General features: G+C 63.0%; 19 protein-coding genes. 8 read left to right on the top strand and 11 right to left on the bottom strand.

All coding sequences use genetic code 11. The annotated features are described in order from the left end of the window. Window positions 1-79: 79 nt before the first annotated feature. Window positions 80-1276: an MFS transporter gene (locus SU48_RS05950; protein WP_064014451.1), complete on the bottom strand. Its 1197-nt coding sequence runs from the start codon at window positions 1274-1276 to the stop codon at window positions 80-82. A gap of 192 nt (window positions 1277-1468) precedes the next feature. Between SU48_RS05950 and SU48_RS05945 the strand changes: the two genes are divergently transcribed. After that, window positions 1469-1981, top strand: a complete 513-nt coding sequence (locus SU48_RS05945; protein ID WP_064014450.1) for a hypothetical protein — start codon at window positions 1469-1471, stop codon at window positions 1979-1981. Window positions 1982-2018: 37 nt separating this feature from the next. Here SU48_RS05945 and SU48_RS05940 read toward each other — a convergent pair whose 3' ends face one another. The 5 genes from SU48_RS05940 to SU48_RS05920 all read right to left on the bottom strand — a co-directional run bounded on the left by SU48_RS05940 (window position 2019) and on the right by SU48_RS05920 (window position 6512). Then, window positions 2019-2585 (bottom strand): isoprenylcysteine carboxyl methyltransferase family protein, encoded by a 567-nt coding sequence (locus SU48_RS05940; RefSeq protein ID WP_064014449.1) that lies wholly within the window; start codon window positions 2583-2585, stop codon window positions 2019-2021. A 29-nt stretch (window positions 2586-2614) separates the two neighbouring features. After that, window positions 2615-3616: a methylmalonyl Co-A mutase-associated GTPase MeaB gene (gene meaB, locus SU48_RS05935; RefSeq protein ID WP_064014448.1), complete on the bottom strand. Its 1002-nt coding sequence runs from the start codon at window positions 3614-3616 to the stop codon at window positions 2615-2617. A gap of 46 nt (window positions 3617-3662) precedes the next feature. Further along, window positions 3663-4391: a histidine phosphatase family protein gene (locus SU48_RS05930; RefSeq protein ID WP_064014447.1), complete on the bottom strand. Its 729-nt coding sequence runs from the start codon at window positions 4389-4391 to the stop codon at window positions 3663-3665. Continuing rightward, a complete protein-coding gene (purM, locus tag SU48_RS05925; protein ID WP_064014446.1) occupies window positions 4388-5476 on the bottom strand; it encodes a phosphoribosylformylglycinamidine cyclo-ligase in 1089 nt (362 codons plus the stop codon). The genes SU48_RS05930 and purM overlap by 4 nt, the downstream gene beginning before the upstream one ends. Before the next feature lie 301 nt (window positions 5477-5777). Further along, window positions 5778-6512 carry a TVP38/TMEM64 family protein gene (locus SU48_RS05920; RefSeq protein ID WP_064014445.1) on the bottom strand — a complete coding sequence of 245 codons (735 nt, stop codon included), beginning with the start codon at window positions 6510-6512 and terminating at the stop codon, window positions 5778-5780. A 126-nt stretch (window positions 6513-6638) separates the two neighbouring features. Here SU48_RS05920 and SU48_RS05915 point away from each other — a divergent pair, with 126 nt between their 5' ends. The 3 genes from SU48_RS05915 (at window position 6639) to SU48_RS05905 (ending at window position 10530) form a co-directional block, all read left to right on the top strand. Further along, complete coding sequence (locus tag SU48_RS05915; RefSeq protein ID WP_064014444.1) at window positions 6639-7082, top strand: response regulator transcription factor; 444 nt, start codon at window positions 6639-6641, stop codon at window positions 7080-7082. Window positions 7083-7141: 59 nt separating this feature from the next. After that, window positions 7142-8023, top strand: coding sequence for a TlpA family protein disulfide reductase (locus SU48_RS05910; RefSeq protein ID WP_064014443.1), 882 nt, complete (start codon window positions 7142-7144; stop codon window positions 8021-8023). Between the two features lie 1517 nt (window positions 8024-9540). Further along, window positions 9541-10530 (top strand): polyprenyl synthetase family protein, encoded by a 990-nt coding sequence (locus tag SU48_RS05905; protein WP_064014442.1) that lies wholly within the window; start codon window positions 9541-9543, stop codon window positions 10528-10530. Window positions 10531-10882: 352 nt separating this feature from the next. On the opposite strand, the gene SU48_RS05900 is transcribed toward SU48_RS05905, so the two are convergent. After that, window positions 10883-11668: an N-formylglutamate amidohydrolase gene (locus SU48_RS05900; RefSeq protein WP_064014441.1), complete on the bottom strand. Its 786-nt coding sequence runs from the start codon at window positions 11666-11668 to the stop codon at window positions 10883-10885. Between the two features lie 82 nt (window positions 11669-11750). Here SU48_RS05900 and recF point away from each other — a divergent pair, with 82 nt between their 5' ends. Next, entirely contained in the window at window positions 11751-12890 is a 1140-nt protein-coding gene (gene recF, locus SU48_RS05895) for a DNA replication/repair protein RecF (RefSeq protein WP_082869691.1), read from the top strand. Then, complete coding sequence (locus SU48_RS05890; protein ID WP_064014439.1) at window positions 12887-13765, top strand: DUF721 domain-containing protein; 879 nt, start codon at window positions 12887-12889, stop codon at window positions 13763-13765. The genes recF and SU48_RS05890 overlap by 4 nt, the downstream gene beginning before the upstream one ends. Window positions 13766-14145: 380 nt before the next feature. Here SU48_RS05890 and SU48_RS05885 read toward each other — a convergent pair whose 3' ends face one another. Both SU48_RS05885 and SU48_RS05880 read right to left on the bottom strand, forming a co-directional pair. Beyond that, entirely contained in the window at window positions 14146-14841 is a 696-nt protein-coding gene (locus SU48_RS05885) for a uracil-DNA glycosylase (RefSeq protein WP_064015880.1), read from the bottom strand. A 67-nt stretch (window positions 14842-14908) separates the two neighbouring features. Further along, the gene (locus SU48_RS05880) at window positions 14909-15325 is read right to left on the bottom strand and encodes a hypothetical protein (protein WP_064014438.1); all 417 of its coding nucleotides are present in this window, start codon (window positions 15323-15325) and stop codon (window positions 14909-14911) included. 368 nt (window positions 15326-15693) lie between these two features. Between SU48_RS05880 and SU48_RS05875 the strand changes: the two genes are divergently transcribed. Further along, a complete protein-coding gene (locus SU48_RS05875) occupies window positions 15694-16323 on the top strand; it encodes a C40 family peptidase (RefSeq protein ID WP_064014437.1) in 630 nt (209 codons plus the stop codon). Window positions 16324-16510: 187 nt separating this feature from the next. On the opposite strand, the gene SU48_RS05870 is transcribed toward SU48_RS05875, so the two are convergent. Together SU48_RS05870 and SU48_RS05865 are read right to left on the bottom strand one after the other, a co-directional pair. Further along, on the bottom strand, window positions 16511-17176 hold the full coding sequence (locus SU48_RS05870) for an outer membrane lipoprotein carrier protein LolA (protein WP_064014436.1): 666 nt from the start codon (window positions 17174-17176) through the stop codon (window positions 16511-16513). Window positions 17177-17274: 98 nt separating this feature from the next. Further along, window positions 17275-18369 (bottom strand): hypothetical protein, encoded by a 1095-nt coding sequence (locus SU48_RS05865; RefSeq protein WP_064014435.1) that lies wholly within the window; start codon window positions 18367-18369, stop codon window positions 17275-17277. A 102-nt stretch (window positions 18370-18471) separates the two neighbouring features. Between SU48_RS05865 and SU48_RS05860 the strand changes: the two genes are divergently transcribed. Beyond that, window positions 18472-18957, top strand: a complete 486-nt coding sequence (locus SU48_RS05860; protein WP_064014434.1) for an LEA type 2 family protein — start codon at window positions 18472-18474, stop codon at window positions 18955-18957. Window positions 18958-18961: the final 4 nt, after the last annotated feature.

Genomic DNA, 18961 nt, shown 5'->3' with positions numbered 1-18961 from the left:
AGAGAAGCATAGAAAAATAGGAAGTGGAACGTGGGAAGGTCAGTACCACGTTCCACTTTTTTGCCCTACGTCCTCCTCTCTACTTAAACGCCGCCCGCTCCGGTTCCGGCAACCTGTAGGCGATCAGAGCGCTGGGAATCAGCAGGCTGAGGCTGACCAACGCCGCCGTCGTCGGGCTGGTGACATCGGCCAACGCGCCCACCAGAAAGATCAGGATGCCCGCGAAGCCCCACGAGAAACCCATCATGATGGAACTGGCGACGGCCACGTGACCGGGCGCGTATTCCTGCGCCGTGACCACGCCCACCGGGATGCTCGCGTTCACGGCGGCTCCTACCACAAAGGTCAGGGGATAAAACCACCAGTTGGCCGGACTGCTCAGAATCAGGACGGCAAAAAACGGAATGGTGGTGAGAATGGCCGCCCGCAGCACGGGAACCCGCCCGCGCTTGTCGCTGATGCGCCCGCCCACGATGCCCCCGATGGCGCTGGCGACGGCGTACACCCCCAGCGTCAGGGCCACTTCCCGCGCCCCGAACCCGCGTGCCAGCAGCATAAACGGCAACATGGCGTTGTAGCCCATGCTCGCTAGAGAGCGCAGCACCGCCATGCCCCACAGCCACACGATGGGCCCCCGGAAGATTCGCAGATATTCGGCGGCCCCCACGCGCTTGCTGCTCTGTTTGCCGGACGGCGTGACCGCGAAAGTAATGGCCGCGATGACGGCCCCGATCAGGGCAAACCACGGCAGATGCGTGAGGCCCACGCCCGCGAAGACTGGCCCCAGCGCCATGCCGCCCGTCCCGCCTGCACTAAAAATGCTGGCCCACAGGCCGCGTTTGTCGGGTGGGCTGTTCTGGGCCACATACGCCGCCCCCGCCGGATGAAAAAAGCCGCTGCCGAAGCCTGCCACCGCCACCAGCAGCACCAACGCCCCGAACCACGGCACGAAGCCCATCAGGGTGAGGCCGATGCCGGTCATCAGCGGGCCGAGCGCGGCGGCGTAGCGGCGATCCAGTCGTTCCCCGACGATGCCCAGCAGGGGCTGCATCACGCTACTGGTGAGTGAAAAGACGCTGGACAACAGGGTGACGGCGGCAATACTGACCCCAAATTTGCTTTGCAAGGCCGGAGTGAGGGGCGTGAGCATGGCCCCGTAAGCGTCGTTGATGAAGTGGCCCGCGGTCACGGCCAGGGCGACGGCGGTGGCCTGCCGCGTGACCGTCTGCGTCACGTCCTGCGCTGTGGAGGGAGAGGAGGAAACGGGAGCCTGCATGGTGTGTACCCTACTCCCCTTGCTGCGGCCTGAGTGCGGCCCTCACCCGAGTCGTGTCCAGAACTGCGGGCCAGCGGTCAGAGTTGAGCTTGATGGCCACCTACTTCACCCACCCCCCATTAAATAAAGCGCTGAACTTAATTCAGGTGAAGTATTTGGTGGACAACGTTAGTTGCGGCGTACTCTAGGGATATGGCTCTGAAGTTCCGGGAAGTGATCGCAACCGCCCTGCCCTCTGAGGAAGGGGTGCGGGCACGTCTGGCAGGACTGCAAGCCCAAGACTGGACAGAACTGGCGGGCCGTTTTGGGGCACTCTTGCCCGAATTTGATGGGATCATCGCTTTGCCCGGCGCTCAGCAACTGGCCGAATTGCTGGCCTACACACGCGGCGTAGTGGCGCTGCACGCCGTCAGACATGCCACCACGGGCCACTGGACATTGCCGCAGGCCGAGCGCCTGACCGGAGACGTGGTGATTGTGACCGAACACCTGACAGACGGGCTGGCCGAGCTGGAAACGATGTTGCTGTGCGCCACCAAAGGCCTGAGGGTTCTTGCCGTGGTGGTGGCCGTGGAGCGCACCAACGCCGCTGGCCGGATTCGGCTGGAACTGCAGCGCGTCACGGTACTGTCGGCAGTGCAACTGGCCGATACCCCGGTGGGCTTGGTCTTCGAGCGCCGCACACCCCAGAGCATGGCCCGCTAAGAAAATCGTACTCGGAGTGGTGGCGGGCTATGAATCCTCACGGTGGGCCACGCGATTCAAAGTCAGTACTTGCACTCAAGCCTGTGCTGTCTGATGAACCGAGGTCTGCTACGGAGTCCGTATGATGACCGCTGTAGGCTTTGAGGGCCGCGTTTTCAGCGGGCAGGCGCACCAGCAGCAGCAGGGCGGCATTCAGAACCGTGTAGGCAATCGCGGTGCGCCACGCACCCACAGCCAGCGGTGCGGCGGCGATTTCTAGGGCCACTACCGCGTAATTGGGGTGCGGCATGAACCGGAACGGCCCGCCTGTGACGCGCTTTCCGCCTGGCACGATCAGAATGCGGGTATTCCAGTAGCGGCCCAGCGTCCGAATAACCCAGTACCGCAGCGGTTGCGCCAGCACGAACAGCGCCAGCATGGGCCACTGCACGCGCCCGCCCGCGCTCCGGCCTTCTAGGAGCAGGGCCAGCATCCAAGTGGGGTGCAGCACAAAAAACAACGGGTAATGGGCTTGGCCGTATTCCACCGCACCCTGCTGCCGCGCCCAGCGTTCGTTGGCACGGGCGAGCCGCAGTTCGAGGAGCCGCTGCACGATCAGGAACATAAAGAGGATGGGGGCGAGTTGACGATGCTTCAGGTCAATTCACCGCCAAGCAAAGCATCTGCCGCAGCATCGGCGTCCAGTTCTCCGCGTGCTACACGGGCATACAGGTCGGCGCTAGTGGCTCGGGCGCGGCGCAGCAGGCGTTCTTGCACCAAGGAGCGAACCTCGAATTCGGCGCGGCGGGTGCGGCGTTCAGTCAGCCCTTCCGCGCCGAGGTGGGCACGGTGGGCCAACACTGCCGCCACCAATTCAGCGATCCCTGTCGGCTCTAGCGTCCCCTGCCCCGCACCCGCCACCGTTTTGTGAATGGGCGCAAACCAAGTGTGTTCGTCGTGTGCGCCGAGGCCCTGCGCGGCCACCAGTTCGCGCACGGTGCGGTCTGCACCCGGCAAGTCGGCTTTGTTCACGGCAATCACGTCGGCAATTTCCATGATGCCCGCCTTGAAGGCCTGCACGCCGTCGCCGCCCGCCGGGGTCAGCACGAGCAGCGTGTGGTCGCAAGCCGAGGCCACATCGACTTCCGATTGCCCCACACCCACCGTTTCCAAGATGACCCAATCGAAGCCCGCGCCCTCCAGCAGCGCCAGCACTTGCATCGTGCGGGCAGACAGGCCGCCCAGTGCCCCCCGGCTCGCCAAAGACCGCACGAATACGCCCGCGTCGGCGTGGTGGCGCAGCATGCGAATCCGGTCTCCCAGAATCGCGCCGCCCGAATAGGGGCTGCTGGGATCGACGGCCACCACCGCCACCCGCTGCCCCAGCCCGCGCAGGTGCGAAATCAGGGCGTCGGTGAGGGTGCTTTTGCCGCTGCCGGGGCTACCCGTGATGCCCAAAACGATACTGGGTTTCTGTGCAATAAAGTTTTGGGCGGCCTGTTCGCGTGCAGCACGCAGCAGGGGCCGAGCGGCGGGCAAGCTAGCCTCGGCCAGCGTAACGGCGCGGGACAACGCACGCAGGTCGCCGGAGCGAAAGCGGGATTCTAAAGACGGGGGTGGAGTGTGGATCGTGGAGTGTGGGTCAGGGGCAGACATGGTCAGCTTCTTTGAGGGCCAGAGAGACAAATCGGATTCCGGCCCCTCACTGCGCCTGCCCCAGCACGTCGTCGGCTTCCGTCGCCTCTAGCAAATCTTCCAGATGCGCGTCGTCGTTGAAGCCCAGCAGGGTGCCGCTGTTTTCTCCCAGCAGCACGCGGGTAATGGAGGTATTGGTGACGCTGAGACGTGCCCAAGCGTTGGCAGGCACGCCCCCCAGCGCCAAGCCCACCGCCACACGCACCACGCCGCCGTGCGTAAACACCAGCACGCGCCCGCCGGGATGCCGCGCCCGCAGCCGATCAAAGGCCGCGCCGCAGCGGGCAAACAGGTCTTCCATGCTCTCGCCGCCGGGTCTGCGGGTGGCCCAAGGTTCGCGGATCAGGGTACTGAGGTAGTCGGGAAAGCGGGCGCGAATGTCGGCAATAACGAGGCCGGACAACTCGCCCACGTCAATTTCACGCAGGCCGGGATCGGCTTGTACAGGCGGATTGCCCAACAAGCGCTCAGCCACCGCGTCTGCCGTTTGCGAGGCCCGCACGAGATCGCTGGTGTACACGGCGTCGAAATGCAGTCCGGTGAGGCGCTCGGCCAGACTGGCGGCCTGCAAAATCCCGATATGACTGAGGGGCACATCGGTCTGGCCCTGATACCTACCATCGGCATTCCAAGTACTTTCGCCGTGCCGGACAACCCAAAACTCGGTGGCGGTGGCGCGGTCTGGAGGCGTAAAACCGAACGGCGCGAGGCGTTTGCGGGGGGCTTCGGAACTCAAGAACTCACCCCTTCTGGCTGGCGCGTGAACTGCACGCCGCTGCCCTCCATCATGGTGCCGATCACCCACGGCGTTTCCCCGGCGGCTCGCAGGGCACTCAGGGCCGCTTCAGCATGTGCCACTGGCACGATAAACAGGAAGCCCACGCCCATATTCAGGGCGCGGAAGCCTTCGGCGCGGGCCACGTTGCCGCGTTCCAAAATCAGTTCGAAGAGGGGCGGAACCGTCCAAGAATCGGTGTCTATCTGCATCCCCACGCCCGCCGGGAAGATGCGCGGGGGATTGTCGACCAAACCGCCGCCCGTGATGTGGGCCATGCCGCGCACGTCCACATCGGCGGCGGTGAGGGCATCGAAGGCGGGGCCATACGCACGGTGCGGAATCGGCAGCACCTCGGCCAACGACTTCCCGTCCAAGTCGGCGCGGGCTTCTTGCCAGTCCAGACCGTTCAGCGCCATCCGCGCAAGGCTGAAGCCGTTGGTGTGCAGACCGCTGCTGGGCAGGGCGATCACGGCGTCACCGGGGCAGATGCGAGAGCCGTCGATCAGCTTGGGCCGATCTACGACGCCCACAATTGTGCCCACGATGTCCAGTTCACCTTCTATATACACGCCCGGCATCTCGGCAGTTTCGCCGCCCAGCAGGGCCACGCCCAGCGCCTCACACGCCTCTGCCGCGCCCGTGACCACTTCGGCCACCGCTTCGGGCCGTAAAACCCCCATCGCCACGTAATCGAGGAAAAACAGGGGCCGTGCGCCCTGCACCAGAATATCGTTGGCGCAGTGGTTCACGATGTCTGCGCCGAGGCCCGCGAACTTGCCCGCCCGCACCGCGACTTTAGTTTTGGTGCCCACACCGTCTGTAGAGGCGACCAGCACCGGATCGGTCATCGGTTGGCCGTCTGCGCCCGTAAACTGCGCCCGGAACAGCCCGCCGAAGCCGCCGATACCGCCCAAAACAGCGGGCGTGTGCGTGCGTGCCACCGCATTTTTCATCAGGGCCACAGCCCGGTGTCCGGCGTCGATGCTCACGCCTGCCCGTTCGTATGCGGAGGCCTGTTGCCCCGCTTGCGTGTCTTCCGTCATGATCCTCCCGCCCGCGCCGCCGCCCGCTTGCCCTCAGGCTTTGGGCAGATCGGCGCAACCGTGAGGCAGTCTACCTGACAGGGGAATGACCGGGCGGTTTAGGAGTGAGGTGGGGGCGATTAGGGGCGGACTTGGAAGGTGAACCCCCCCGTTGCTCTGCAACGCCCCCCCTTAGACTTGCAAAGCTCCGCAGGAGAGGGGAGGACAAGTGCTGTTGCGCTCTCCTTTAAGGGGGGCTGGCTGCGAAGCAGACTGGGGGGTTTACACGCGACGCCGACTTCTCTCCACTCTCGCTCATCCCTCAATCCTGTTGGGACTCAGGTGCGGGTGAAGCCGACCCAGCCCGCGCCGCTCGCCGCCTGCCCAGCCAAGTGCGCCCGCCTGCCACACCCGCTACCAACAGCGACAGCACGCCCAAACCCCAGACCATGCGCGACGTAGACCCAGACAGCCAAATGACCAACAGCGTGACCGGAAACGCGCCCGCCGCCGTTGCCAACAGGAAGGGGCGAAATGGCATCCGGGCTGCGCCAGCCACCAAATTCATCACGTCGGCGCTGAGAATGGGCATCAGGCGCACCATCAGCACGCCCTGAACGCCGTGTTTGAGGGCAAAATCCTCGGCCCGTTTGCGGGTGCGCTCGCCCGCCAGCATCCTGACCAACTGGTCTCCGACACCGCGCCCCAGCCAGTAGCCCGCCGCCGCGCCCAGCAAAGTACCGATGTACACGATAAAAAAGCCTTCGACGGGGCCGTAAGCGCGGGCGGTAACGGCAGTCATGACCAAAGCGGGCAGCACTGGGATAACGGCCTGAGCCACGAACGCCGCGATCAGGGCCAGTGGGCCAGCCCAGCCGAGGCCGTTGACCCAAGCATGCGTGACCGCCGGATTGGAAGAACGCAGAGCCGCAGAACCAGCCGCGAAAAAGGCCCGGACTTCGGGGATCAGGAACAGGCTGCCCAGCAGGGCCAACACGCCGCCCAACAGCAGATACCGCAGGTAAGCAGGCGCACGGGCAGAAGTGGCAGACGACATCTGGGGCCAGTCTAGAGAAGCCGCGTGAGGAATGCGCGGGACGAAAGATGGAGACGTGTAGGAGCGGAAGGCGGCGCGTTTCTAGCGGCACAGTTCTAACAGGTCAGTCAGTAGAATGCCCCAGTCATGTCGTCGCCCCCCTCCTCCATCTTTTATGACGAACCCACTGGCCTTGCCCTAGAAACAGACGTACAAGGTCTGGTGGTGCTGACTTCCTGTCAGGGTGAACCGTACCTGCAAGACGTGCTGGAGTGCCTGCCTGCCGCGCTGATTTGCCGCCCATGCGTGCCCGATGTGAACACACTGTTAGCCGCTTTTCCCACCAGATCGGACTGCCTGCTGTATTTTGGCCCACCCCTGACCACCCACCTGACGCCCTGTGAACGCAAGGTGCTGCGCGGGCTGGCGGCGGGCCTGACCAACAAAGACATCGCCAAGCACGCGGGCAAAGGCATTCGCACCGTTGCCACCCAAGTGTCGTCGGTGCTGACCAAGTTGGGCGTTCGGAACAGACACGAAGCGGCGCAACTGTATTGGGGGTTGATAAGGCCATCTTTATCTAATGACTGAACACTTCTCCGTCAACTGACGGATAGCTTTCCATCCACCCGGTCATCTATCCTCTGGGCATGAAAAAGCTTGTGCTGCTGGGCATTCTGCTTGCATCCAATTCTGCTTTGGCCTTTACCGGGACGCCGCGCCCAGAGTGGATTGGCAAGGCAATTTCCACGACCCGCCTGCCCCATGCCGGACAGCCCACCGTGTACGTGTTCGCTCAGCCCGACTGCGCGGCGTGCAGCCTACAACTCGGCGCACTCTCGGCCTTGCAAAAAACCAACCCCAAATTGGCCGTGACGCTGGTGACAGAGCAAAACAGCCCCGCCCTGCGCGAGTACCTCAGCGGCTTTGCGCTCCGGTCTACGGTGTACGCCGACACCGCCGGAAGCAGCATCGCGGCACTGGCCTTACGCAGCATTCCCGCCGTGCTGTACGTCAATTCGCGTGGCACCATCGAGGGCTTTTATGAAGGCACGCTGACCAACGCCGAAACCCGCAGCCTCGGCACGGCGCTGCTGGCCGCCAAGCCATTGCCGCGCCTGACCGTGCCCGGTGGCGTGGGCAGCCCCGCCGCCGCCCTGCCGGGGGTGACGTGGGGCCAAAGCAAGAACCATCTGCTGATTTTCCATTCGGCCACCTGCCACTTTTGTACCGAAGAATTGCCGCACCTGCTGGCCTATGCCCGCGCCAACCCCAACGTTGCCGTGTGGATCGTGGCCCCCAATGACCTAGACGCCGTGAAAAAGCAATTCGCGGACGCGCCCAACAATCTGAGGATCGTCGAAGACGCCGCAGACAAAGATGCGGGTACAAAACTGTTTAACGCTTACCGGGCAGAAGGCACACCCACTCAAATTTTGGTGAACGGCAAGGGGAACATTACGTGGCGCGGCGCTGGCTTTGCGGTACAGGGAGCCAATCCGTTCGAGGCAGGCAAATTACCGCTGGAATAGGCAGACGCAGGACTGAAGACGGAGCCAACCGCCAGCGTGCGGCACTCAATAGGAGGCAGGAGATGAAGAACCTGTGGAGAGTAGTGTTGATGGTCATCGCATTGGTGACGACTACCGCCCAAGCACAGACGGGATGGAGCGGGGTTGAGGCAGAGAAGACGGTGTGGGGGCAAGTGAGTCAGGACGATGGTCAGCCACATCAGTTTTCTAACGATGGCGGCGAGGGTGGGGGCGGCACTTCCGCCTGTCCAGACAATGTTTACGTAGAATACCGTGACGAAAACTTTCTGGAGCGTTCCTCTTGCGTCGTTATTGCGGGCGGCGGGGGCGGCGTAATTTCGGCTGCCGTGTGCCTTGCGTCTGCCGGATGGGGCTGTGGATTGGCACTAGGCACCACTGCTGAAGCCACTCTTGCCTGTACAGAGATTTTCGCCGCACGACAGGTTCCTTACATGGTGACTGATCACCGAGAATATGATCCTATCTATAGAACATGTAGGTTTCATTGCAGGAATTCTTTTAGGATGCAGTAATGGTTAAATCAAAGCTTATTAGATTGAGCTTTATATTTTCCATCGTCTTGTCTGCAACAATATACGGCAACACACGCGATTTTGCCTTAAGTGCACTCGTTATAGCTACATCTGTCATCCTAGCTCTCATCGTAGAACGGATTAAAACTAGACGACAAGGCAAGTGAATCCGAAATCCCCAGCGCCGCCTCTCCCCTTCCGGACTAGGCGGCCTCCACTCAATGGGAGGCAAGAGATGAAGAACCTGTGGAGAGCAGTGTTGATGGTCATCGCACTGGTGGCGACGACAGCCCAAGCACAAGCAGGCTGGGGCGGGGTTGAGGCGGAGAAGACGGTGTGGGGGCAGCTCAAGCAACAGGATGACAAGTCGTCAAAGTCTGAAGAGAGTAGTACCAACTCTCAACCCTGCTATTCCGACGGTAACGGTGGCGGGTCATGCGGTTGCACATGGGTCTATGTATGCCGCGATAAAGCCCCTATATGTAGTATATTTCCAGGCCCTTGCACAGCTACTGCTCTCGTATGTACTCTGACAGCGAACTTAGGTGGAGCCTGTGTGGCATGGGCACTAGTAGGTGCTGCTTACAGCAGCGAACTACTTTGCAAAGATGCAGGCCAAGAATGCATATCGTACTGCTACTAAGGATAACAGGTACTGAAATGAAGAGGTATCTTGTGCCAGCTCTAGCGGTAATTTTCTTCCTCACTCTGCTTAAAGACTCTCTAGAAAATAATCAGACTACAACGTCTTGGATTGCAGGAGTCGCATTGGTGCTAGTGATATACAAAATAATCGTTCTGATAAAAAATCGCAATCATTAATTACTATGTTACACTCCTTACGCTCACCTCTCGTGTCATCCTTAAAGAACGTAATACCTATGTTTCTCCCCACCTCTCCCCTTCCGGGCTAGGCGGCGTTTCCCGTCCCCATTTCCCTTCACTGTTTCCCTTCCCCCGCCCGCCGCTCTACACTGACGCTCCATGCGCCCCGAACTACTAGAACGCGCCCTCTCGCTGCTGCCCACTGCTGCCTCTCATCCCGAACTGGCCCGCTACTTTGCCATGCTGCGCGATTACCCCATACGCGGCGGCAAAGGCATTCGCAGCGAATTGCTGCTGGCGAGTGCCGGGGCGCACGGCGTAGGGGTGGGCACGGCGGCTTGGGAACGCGCCCTGTGGCTGGCAACCGCGCTGGAACTGTTTCAGAACTGGGTGCTGATTCACGACGATATAGAAGACGACTCCGAGGAACGCCGGGGCCAACCCGCGCTGCACCGCCTGCATGGGGTGGCGCTCGCCATTAACGCCGGAGACGCACTGCACGCCTATATGTGGGCCGCCGTTCACCGGGCAGGCGTGCCGGGAGCGATGGAAGAATTCTTGGCGATGATTCACCGCACCGCAGAAGGCCAGCACCTTGATCTGGCGTGGGTGGAGCGCCGTGAATGGACGCTGAAAGAGGCCGACTACCTGCAAATGGTGAGCCTGAAAACGGCCCACTACACGGTAATCGTGCCCCTCAGACTGGGCGCACTGGCGGCAGGCTTGGCTCCCGACGAACGCTTCACGGCGGCTGGGCTGGCTCTGGGCGCGGCCTTTCAGATTCGGGACGATGTGCTGAATCTGCTGGGCGATCCGGCCAAATACGGCAAAGAAATCGGCGGCGATCTTCTGGAAGGCAAGCGAACGTTGATCGTGCTGCACTGGCTTCAGACCGCTTCGGCAGAGCAAAAGGACATCTTTTTGGAGCAGATGCACTTGGGCCGCCCCGCCAAAGACGCCGCCACCATTGCCGACATTCACCGCTGGCTCTTAGACAGCGGCAGCGTGGCCTACGCGCAGGCCTACGCCGATGCACAGGCTAAAGCAGGCATCGCGCTGCTGGAACAGGCGTTGCAGGACGCGCCGGATCAGACAGCCGCTGCACGCTTGGTGGGCGCGGTGCGGGAATTGGCGAGCCGGGAGGCTTAGAGCAGGAAGTGGTGAGTGGGTAGTGGTCAGTGGGAACAGATGGAGGGCAATCGCTGCGCTCACTCACCCCCTCCCCAACCCTCCCCCCTCAAGGTGGAGGGAGCTAAAACCCCGACACCGCCACCCCACACCGTTCCCGCCCGAACCCGTGTGAGGCCGTCGTGCGTGCAACGCGCGGGCCAATTCCAATGTCAAGACGACTGGCAGCTCCGCTTTAGAAGAACGGTTGAGCCGAGTGTGAACGCGACAAGATCAATCCTCCTCAGCGGAGCGACACTCCCCATGCCCCCTCTGGGGGTAGGGGGCCGGGGGGTGGGGGAATCCGCCGTGGGACAAGACCAACAACCCTCCCTCAAACCAACGCCAAAGCCCCCGCCGCGAACCGCCCAAACGCCCCATTCAGCGCCCGAATCGCCCCATCTTGCCCCTCGCCATCCCGCAAGTACAGGCCCGCATTGACCTCTATCCCGAACGCTGGAATGCCCGTGCGGTCATAGTGGTTGCGGCTGAGCGTATCGGTCTCCCACGGATCGCCAATTGCAACGCGGGTAAATTCGCCAGTCAGCAACGGGGAAAACGCTTGGGCGCACACGGTTTGCAGCGCGTCCCACTGGGCACGCGGAAAGGTAGGCGCGGCGGCGCTGCCCAGCATCAGCGTGATGCCAGGGCGCGGCACGCCGGGGGTGGGGCTGAGCGCGGGGCCATACGGAGCCATGCTGTGGCCCACGATCATCAGGCGCTTGCCCGCCAGTTCGGCCTGTACCTGCGCGTCGAAGGTGTCCCAGAGGCGGCGTAGTCGGCTTTCGCGGGCGGCAGGTGACAGGGCAAAGTCAGCCGGATACAGGGGCGAGCGGTCAAAATCCATGACCTTGATGACGCCGTTGTCGGCGGTGTCGGCGCGGTCACGGTTCAGGTCTACGGCAAAGCGGCTCCACGCGGCCTGCACATGCCCCGCCCCTGGTACGAGGTAAATCAGATCGGTGAAGGGATCGCCTTCCAAAAACACGCGGCGCAGGAAGGCGGCACGCTTGGCCGTGTCGAACGCGTCGTCGCCCAACATATCGTGCAGCACGTCGGCGGGGAGCTGGCCGGAGGGATGGGGTGTGACGATCAGCAGGTCAGACAGGGAACCGGACATTGAGAAAGCATAAGCTCCAGCTTGACCCACACCCTAGACCCCACAACCCACACCCCATTTCTTCCCCGCCGCCGAACGTAGAATGGGGGGCGTGCATCTGGAGTCCCTGTCTACCCTGAACTACCGCAACCTCGCGCCCGATACGCTGCATTTTCCGGCGGGGGTTACGGGCGTGTACGGCGAAAACGGGGCGGGCAAGACCAATTTGCTGGAAGCGGCGTATCTGGCCCTGACTGGCCTCACCGATGTGAACCGCTTAGAGCAACTGGTGCAGTCGGGCGAAAAAGAAGCGTATGTGCGGGCCGATTTGCAGCAGGGCGGCAGCCTGAGTGTGCAAGAAGTGGGGCTGGGGCGCGGGCGGCGGCAACTGAAGGTGGACGGCGTGCGGGTGAAGACCGGAGACCTGCCGCGTGGCAGCGCCGTGTGGATTCGGCCCGAAGACAGCGAACTGGTGTTCGGCCCCCCTGCCGGAAGGCGGGCGTATCTGGACGCACTGCTCTCGCGCATCAGCGCCCGCTACGGCGAGCAATTGGCCCGCTATGAGCGCACAGTGTCCCAAAGGAATGCGGCCCTAAAAGGCGGCGAAGAATGGGCCATGCACGTCTGGGACGACTCGCTACTGAAGCTGGGCGGCGAAATCATGCTGTTCAGACGCCGCGCCCTGACCCGGCTGGACGAACTGGCGGGCGAAGCGAACGCCGCGCTGGGCAGCCGCAAACCGCTGAAGCTGACCCTCACCGAATCCACCACGCCCGAACACTACGCCCGCGACCTCAGCGCCCGCCGGGGCGAGGAACTGGCCCGCGGAGCCACTGTGACCGGGCCACACCGCGATGACCTCACACTGACATTGGGCGACTTCGCCGCGTCCGAATATGCCAGCCGAGGCGAGGGCCGCACCGTTGCTCTGGCCCTGCGCCGCGCCGAACTGGAACTGTTGTCGGAAAAATTTGGAGAAAAGCCTGTGCTGCTGATCGATGACTTTAGCGCTGAACTTGATCCCACCCGCCGCGCCTTTCTGCTAGACCTTGCCGCCAGTGTGCCGCAGGCCATCGTGACTGGAACCGAGCGAGCGCCGGGGGCTGTGCTGACGTTGCGGGCGCACGCAGGCCGCTTTATGCCCGAAGATCAGGTGACTGACTTGGAAGACTTTCGGCCCTTAGAGGCAGACCCAGTAGAAGCAGACAGAGTAGAAGTAGACAGAGTAGAGGCAGGCGCATGAGCAAAACCCGGCGCTGGGGCGGCACTCTAGGCATTGCCGAGCTGATGGGCGCGACGCTGGGCACGGCCCGGATTGCCAAAGGCGTGCAGCGGGCGCGGGCGATTTTGGCTTGGCCGCAGGCGGTGGGGCCAGAGATCGCCAAACTCACGCGGCCCCGCTCTCAGCAAGGGTCTACGCTGTTTGTAGAGGTACGCGACAGTGCCACCGCCCACCACCTCAGCATGCAGCGCCACCACTTCCTCAAGGCGCTGAATGCCCTGCTGGGCGACCATCCGATCAACGAAATCCGCTTTAGCGTGGGCACGATTCGCAGCACCACCAAAGCGGCGGCCCCCACGCCCGCGCCTTTGCCCGCGCCTGATCTGGAACGCGCTCAGGCGTTGGTGAAAGGCATAGACGGCGAACTCCTTCCCGCCGCGCTGCGGGCCGCCGAAGCCATCACGCGGGCGCGGAAATGGCGCGAGCAACAGGGGTGGCGGCCTTGCCCCGTGTGCAACGAGGCCAGCAAGGAACAGCCCTGCCGCGCCTGCACCCTCTCCTTGGAAGACCCCAACGTGAAACGCGCCGCCAAACTGCTGATGCGCCTGCCAGAGCGATTGCCCACGCTGTCGGGGCCACTGGGAGACAGCGGCATGAACGCGGCCCGCACATTGGCGCTGGAGGAACTGAAAAGCCAGTTGGATTTGCTGGCGCTGGAATGCGTCCGCAGCGGGCCAAAGCCGGATTCGGTGGGCCAAGGCTACCGCGAATTTTTGCTTCAACAGGCCGAAATCTACTTGTCGCTGACCTTCCGCAAACCCCGTGTGCAACTGCTGCCGTCCGAACGTGCCGCCCTGCCTGAGCGAACGAGAAATGTATTGAATTCGGGGCGGTAAGTGGGGAAGTCTGAGGGTCTAGGATCTGAGGGCCTAAGGGCAGGTCAAGGGCAATCGCTTTGCTCATTCACCCTCTCTGCTTCGCAGCTCTACGAGTCCCCAAACCTTCCCCATAAAGACAGGTGCGAACACCACGACACCGCCCCCAAATATCGTCCCCGCCCAAGTGCGTGTGAGGCCGTCGTCTACGCAGTGGGCGGGCCAATTCCATCTCGGAGGAAACTAGCAATTCCGCTTCAAACGAGCGAAGAAGCCGACTCAGAACGCGACAAGATCAATCCTCCTCAGCGGAGCGACCACTCCCCATGCCCCCTCTGGGGGTAGGGGGCTGGGGGGTGGGGGAATCCACCGTGAGAGAAGCCGAATAAGCCAAACCTAAATCAGAACAGCCCCGGCTGCCCCACCATATCCGCAGGCTCCGGCTTCACCAACCCTTCCGGCTCCTTTTCCCCGCGCAGCACAGCGGCCACCTCCCGAATATCGCGCCAAGTGAGGCTCTTGGGGCCGCCCGCCGCACGGCTCTCATTTCTCAGCAGGTAGGCGGGGTGAAACATGGGCATCAGCAGGGCGTCATACGTCCAACCGTCACGCCGGAAGGGGTGCCACGTGCCGCGAATGCGCGTAATGCCCTGCCGAGTGCCCAGCAAATACTGAGTGGGCGTATTACCCAAACTCAGAATAATCTGCGGGCGCAGCAGGGCCAACTGAGGCTCCAGCCACAGCTCGGTGCAAATCTGGGTTTCGTCAGGTTCGGGGGCGCGGTTGCCGGGGGGACGGCATTTCACGATGTTGGTGATGTAAGTATCAGCCCGCGTGAGGTTCACGGCGGCCAGAATCTTGTCCATCAATTGTCCGGCGCGGCCCACGAACGGGCGGCCCAAGCGGTCTTCGTCGCCCCCCGGCCCTTCCCCGATGATGACCAAGCGGGCCTGCGGATTGCCGTCGGCCACCACGACTTGCGTGCAACCGGGGCGCAGTTTGCAAGCCGTACATCCTTTGGCCTGAAGCTCCAGGGCTTGCAGGGCGGCAGCGTCGGCCAGCGCCAAGTCGGGGGGAAACGGGTGCGGGGCCGTCATGCCCCAAACCATAACGCGCCGCGCCGCGACACAGCGTCAATCAGGTGACGGTTCGGAGGCTGCCGTGTCAGCCGGAAGTAAGTTCGCTGGGGGCATCGGCAGCAGAGGCCGCGACTGCCGGAGCATCCATTTTCGGGCGGCGACTGCGGGCCTCGCGGCGGGTTTTGGGATCGAGGCCCACCAACAAAAAGAAGTTTTCTAGAGCGTTCTCGCGCCCCTTCAGGTCAGGGTACTCGTGTTCAGCCGTGCCCGTGGAAAACGGAATGGCCTGATACAGCTCCAGCGCGTGAGCCACGACGTCGCTGGGAGCGTGCGTTTCGGCGTGCGTGCCGAGGGCGACATACAGGGCGCGGCGGCTTTCGGCGTGGGCCAAAAAGGCGTCTGGGTGGGGTGTTTCGGGGGCGCGCAGCATGTCCTGACGGGCAATACGGCGGTAGTGTTTCAGGCCTTGCAACATCTGTTCGGTACTCATGGTTTCTTTCATCAAGCCTCCAGCTGAGGGCAGCGGTCAGGAACGGGCGAAGGAAGCACGCGGGAACGCGGCGATTGGCGAGAGTATAAGCGTGGGCCGGGGCCGCCGTGACCGAGTCATCTGAACTGCGAGGCCCAATTTGCATCATGAGAATTCTGAGAAAACGACTTTTCGGCATTGCCCCAAAACCTGCCCAGCATCACACCTTAACCTTGAAATCAGAAATGAGCCAGTTTCTGAGAACATTGAGATAAAGGCGCGTAAACAGGCACAATCTGAAATCTTGGGCACGCATAGAGACCGTATAGGCGCATAAAATACCGGTTTTCCCCGATGGATTAAGGCCAAATAAATAAAGATGGGATAAACTCCGGGAGTCGATGAATGCCTTCCGAGTCCTGATGATTGCCGCCGCGTTGAGCACTTCCAGCTCCTTGGCCGCCACCTACACCGTTAAATCTGGCGATACCCTGTACTCCATCGCCCGCGCCACCGGCGTAGACGCCTCTACGCTGATGAAGCTGAACCGCCTGAACAGCAGCACCATTCAAATCGGCCAGCGCCTGAATATCGGCGGCAGTGCGGCCCCTGTGGTCAACCGTCCCGCTGCCCCCCAAGCCGCCGCTGCTCCCACTCGCGGCGGCGTCTTCGTTCGCAGCGCGGCCAACCGTTGGCTGGGCATCCGCTACGTGCTGGGCGGCACGGGCGGCTACGGCATCGACTGCAGCGCCTTCACCATGAACGTGTTCCGCTCGCTGGGCATCAACCTGCCCCGCACTGCCGCCGCCCAGTGGCGCTCCGGCAGCCCAGTCAGCCGCCGCGACCTGCGTGCAGGCGACCTCGTGTTCTTCAATACGATGGGACGCACCGCCAGTCACGTTGGGCTGTACATGGGCGACGGCATGATGGCCAACGCCAACAGCTACCGGGGCCGTACCGTGATCGAGCCGCTGTTCAGCAATGTGTACTGGGCCAGCCGCTACAACGGCGCACGACGCGTCCTGAACTAAGCCCCACCCAGAAGGCCTTCACCGACCAGCCCCTGCCCATGTGCGGGGGCTTTTGCTTGGCTTTCTACTGGCTCTGGCCAATGGCTGTGGGCTATGAACCCCACTCAACGCCAACCAAAAGGGAGAAGGAGGCGCGTGGCCCCCTCTCCCCTGTTTGAATCTGATGGTCGTCCGTTACGCTTGGCGGTTACTGGCGAATGATTTCGGCGTCTTTGGGGAGGGCACGCAGCTTGGCAGCCGTCAGGCCTCCATTGATTTTGTAGCTGGACACGTTCAGGTCGGCCAGCACTTTGTTGCCGCTGCTGACGAGTTGCAGGCGCGTGGGCCTCCAGCCTGCCTCGGTGATCCAGACGCGGGCCTTGTCGGTGCTGCCTGTGCCTTTGGGTGTGGCTTCCAGCTGAAACAAGCGGTTGCCCGCCGCGCCTGTGGTGCCCAGCAGCTTCACGCTGTACTGGCTGAGCAGGGTGGCCGCGTTGCTCAGCTGCGTGAAATCCAGCCCGCCGAAGCCCGCCGAACCCGTCACCTTGCTCACGGGCGTCACGGTGATCTGATTGGTGAGGAAGAGATACTGGCGCACCTCGTTCTTGTCGGCCACCACCACGTTGTCGGCCAATGCATCGGGCGCGAGAAATTGCAGGCGGGCCACGTTCTGGGCTGGAATGCTCTTCACGGTCAGGTCAATTTTTTGGGCCGAGCTTTCGAGGCTGGCCGTTCCACTGAGCCGGAACGATACGTCTTTGGCCGATTTCTGGGCGCTGTCTACGCGGTTGAGGATGTCTTGGGCAGTCTGTGCGCCCGCGCCGGACGACAGGGCCGCCAGCGCCAGCACGGGAAGGAGCAACAGGTTCTTCATGGCGGCAGTATCTCGCGCCCTCTCATGAGAAGGAACCGCACGGGCTGATGCATGGTTTAACCGCTGGGTGTGCATCTTTGGGCGGACGCCAGAATGCGTCAGGGCGTGCTGTTTTGAGGAGAATCAGAGCCGTCCGAACCGCTTCCGCCCAGTGGCAAGCGGTAGCCCACGCGAGCGCCGAAGCCTGCCGTGCCATCCGGGTTGCGCCCGCCGCGCACGTCAAGGCTCAGTTCACCGGGGCCGAGGGGCAAGCTGGCTTCTGCACCCACGCGCAACGGTGCGCTGGCCGTGCGCCAAGGCTCATAGGCCGAATACAGGCGCAGGCTGCTGCCCTCGCCCAGCAAGCCGGGGGCAGAGACGCTGGCGCTCAGGCCATAGGTGAGACCCGTGCGGCCCGAACCGGTCTGGCCGCGCCCCGCCAGCGCATCTAGGCCGAGACTCAGGCCCTCTTCGGTGGCGTAGGTGAGGCCGCCCGTGACGCCCAGAATGTCTTGCCCCGCGCGTGCACCTGCCCGGAAGGTCAGGGTTCCGGTGCGCTCGGTGGCAGGCTCCAGTGTGGGATCGTCGCCCTCGCTGGCGGGCAATACGCGGGTCAGGTCACGCCGGGATTCTAGGCCCACGAGGCCCTGATTCTGTGCGCCGAATTCTCCGCCCAAGACAGCCACCAGCGTCCGGTTGACCCGGTAGCGGGCGGTCAGATCCGCCGTGAATCCCCGGTTCCGTAGATCGGTGGGCGCGAATGTCCACGCAGCCAACGGGTCTACGGCGGTGGCCGAGGTGGTGAAGAAGCTGGCCCCGGCGTTCAGCGCCACCGGGCCTGCCGTGCCCGTAGCGCGGGAAGACAGACGCAGGCCACCCTGCCACGTCACCGCCAGATCGGTGCGGGAACTGACGGCCCCCAGCGGCGGCAACGACAGCCCCAGCGCGTAGCCCACGTCTACGGCCCGGTTGGACACGCCCGCCGACAGTGTGCCTGCGAAGGGAGTGCCGCCCAGCACACCAAAATTGGACACGCCGACGCGGGCGGTGGTCTGCTGCCACACACTTCCCCCACCAATCACATCTGTACCCGTGCGGCCTGTATCTATCTGATAGGCGACCCCAAAATCCAAATCCACTGCGCCCGCCGTACTGCCTAGCAGGGCCGCTCCTAGCACCAAAGTCGTCCTTTTGCCTGCCCGAATCTGCTTCATGCGGGTCAGGGTAGCAGGCGGGCAGGCACAGAGCAGGGGCGGTCACACCCCGCATTCAGAAACGGGTCAGGCACCCGCCCGGTCAGCACGCTAGCCTAGGCCATGCGTCCCCTCCTGTTGCCCGTCGCCGCCGTTTCTGCCGCCCTCGTGGGGTGCGCCCCCCTGCAACAGGCGGTGCAGGTGCCTACCTTCGAGGTACAGAGCGCCCGTCTGAACAGCCTGAATTTGCTGGGCACGCCCACCGCCAACATTACCCTGCGTGTGAAGGTGGGCAATCCCAACGGGGTGCCTGTGCGCCTTGCCAACATTGCTACCCGCCTGATTCTGGATGGACAGGACGTGGGCACCATCAATCTGCCCAACGTAAATTTGCCTGCTCGCGGCGAGGCGGTGCAGGACGCCAACCTCAGCCTGCCCCTCACGGTCAGTACAGGCGCGACGTTCCTGAAGATTGCGCGTGGGCAGGAAGCCAGCTACCGCTTAGACGGCACGTTCACGGCTGATTTGGGCGTGTTGGGTCAGCCGACTTTCGGGCCGTTCACGCTTGCACAGGGCGTGTGGAAGCAGCCTGCAATCTTGCCGTTCTGAGTGG

This window comes from Deinococcus puniceus, from assembly GCF_001644565.1.
Lineage (GTDB): Bacteria > Deinococcota > Deinococci > Deinococcales > Deinococcaceae > Deinococcus > Deinococcus puniceus.
Note: the sequence above shows the minus strand (reverse complement) of the source record. Positions and strands in the feature narration are given on the sequence as shown.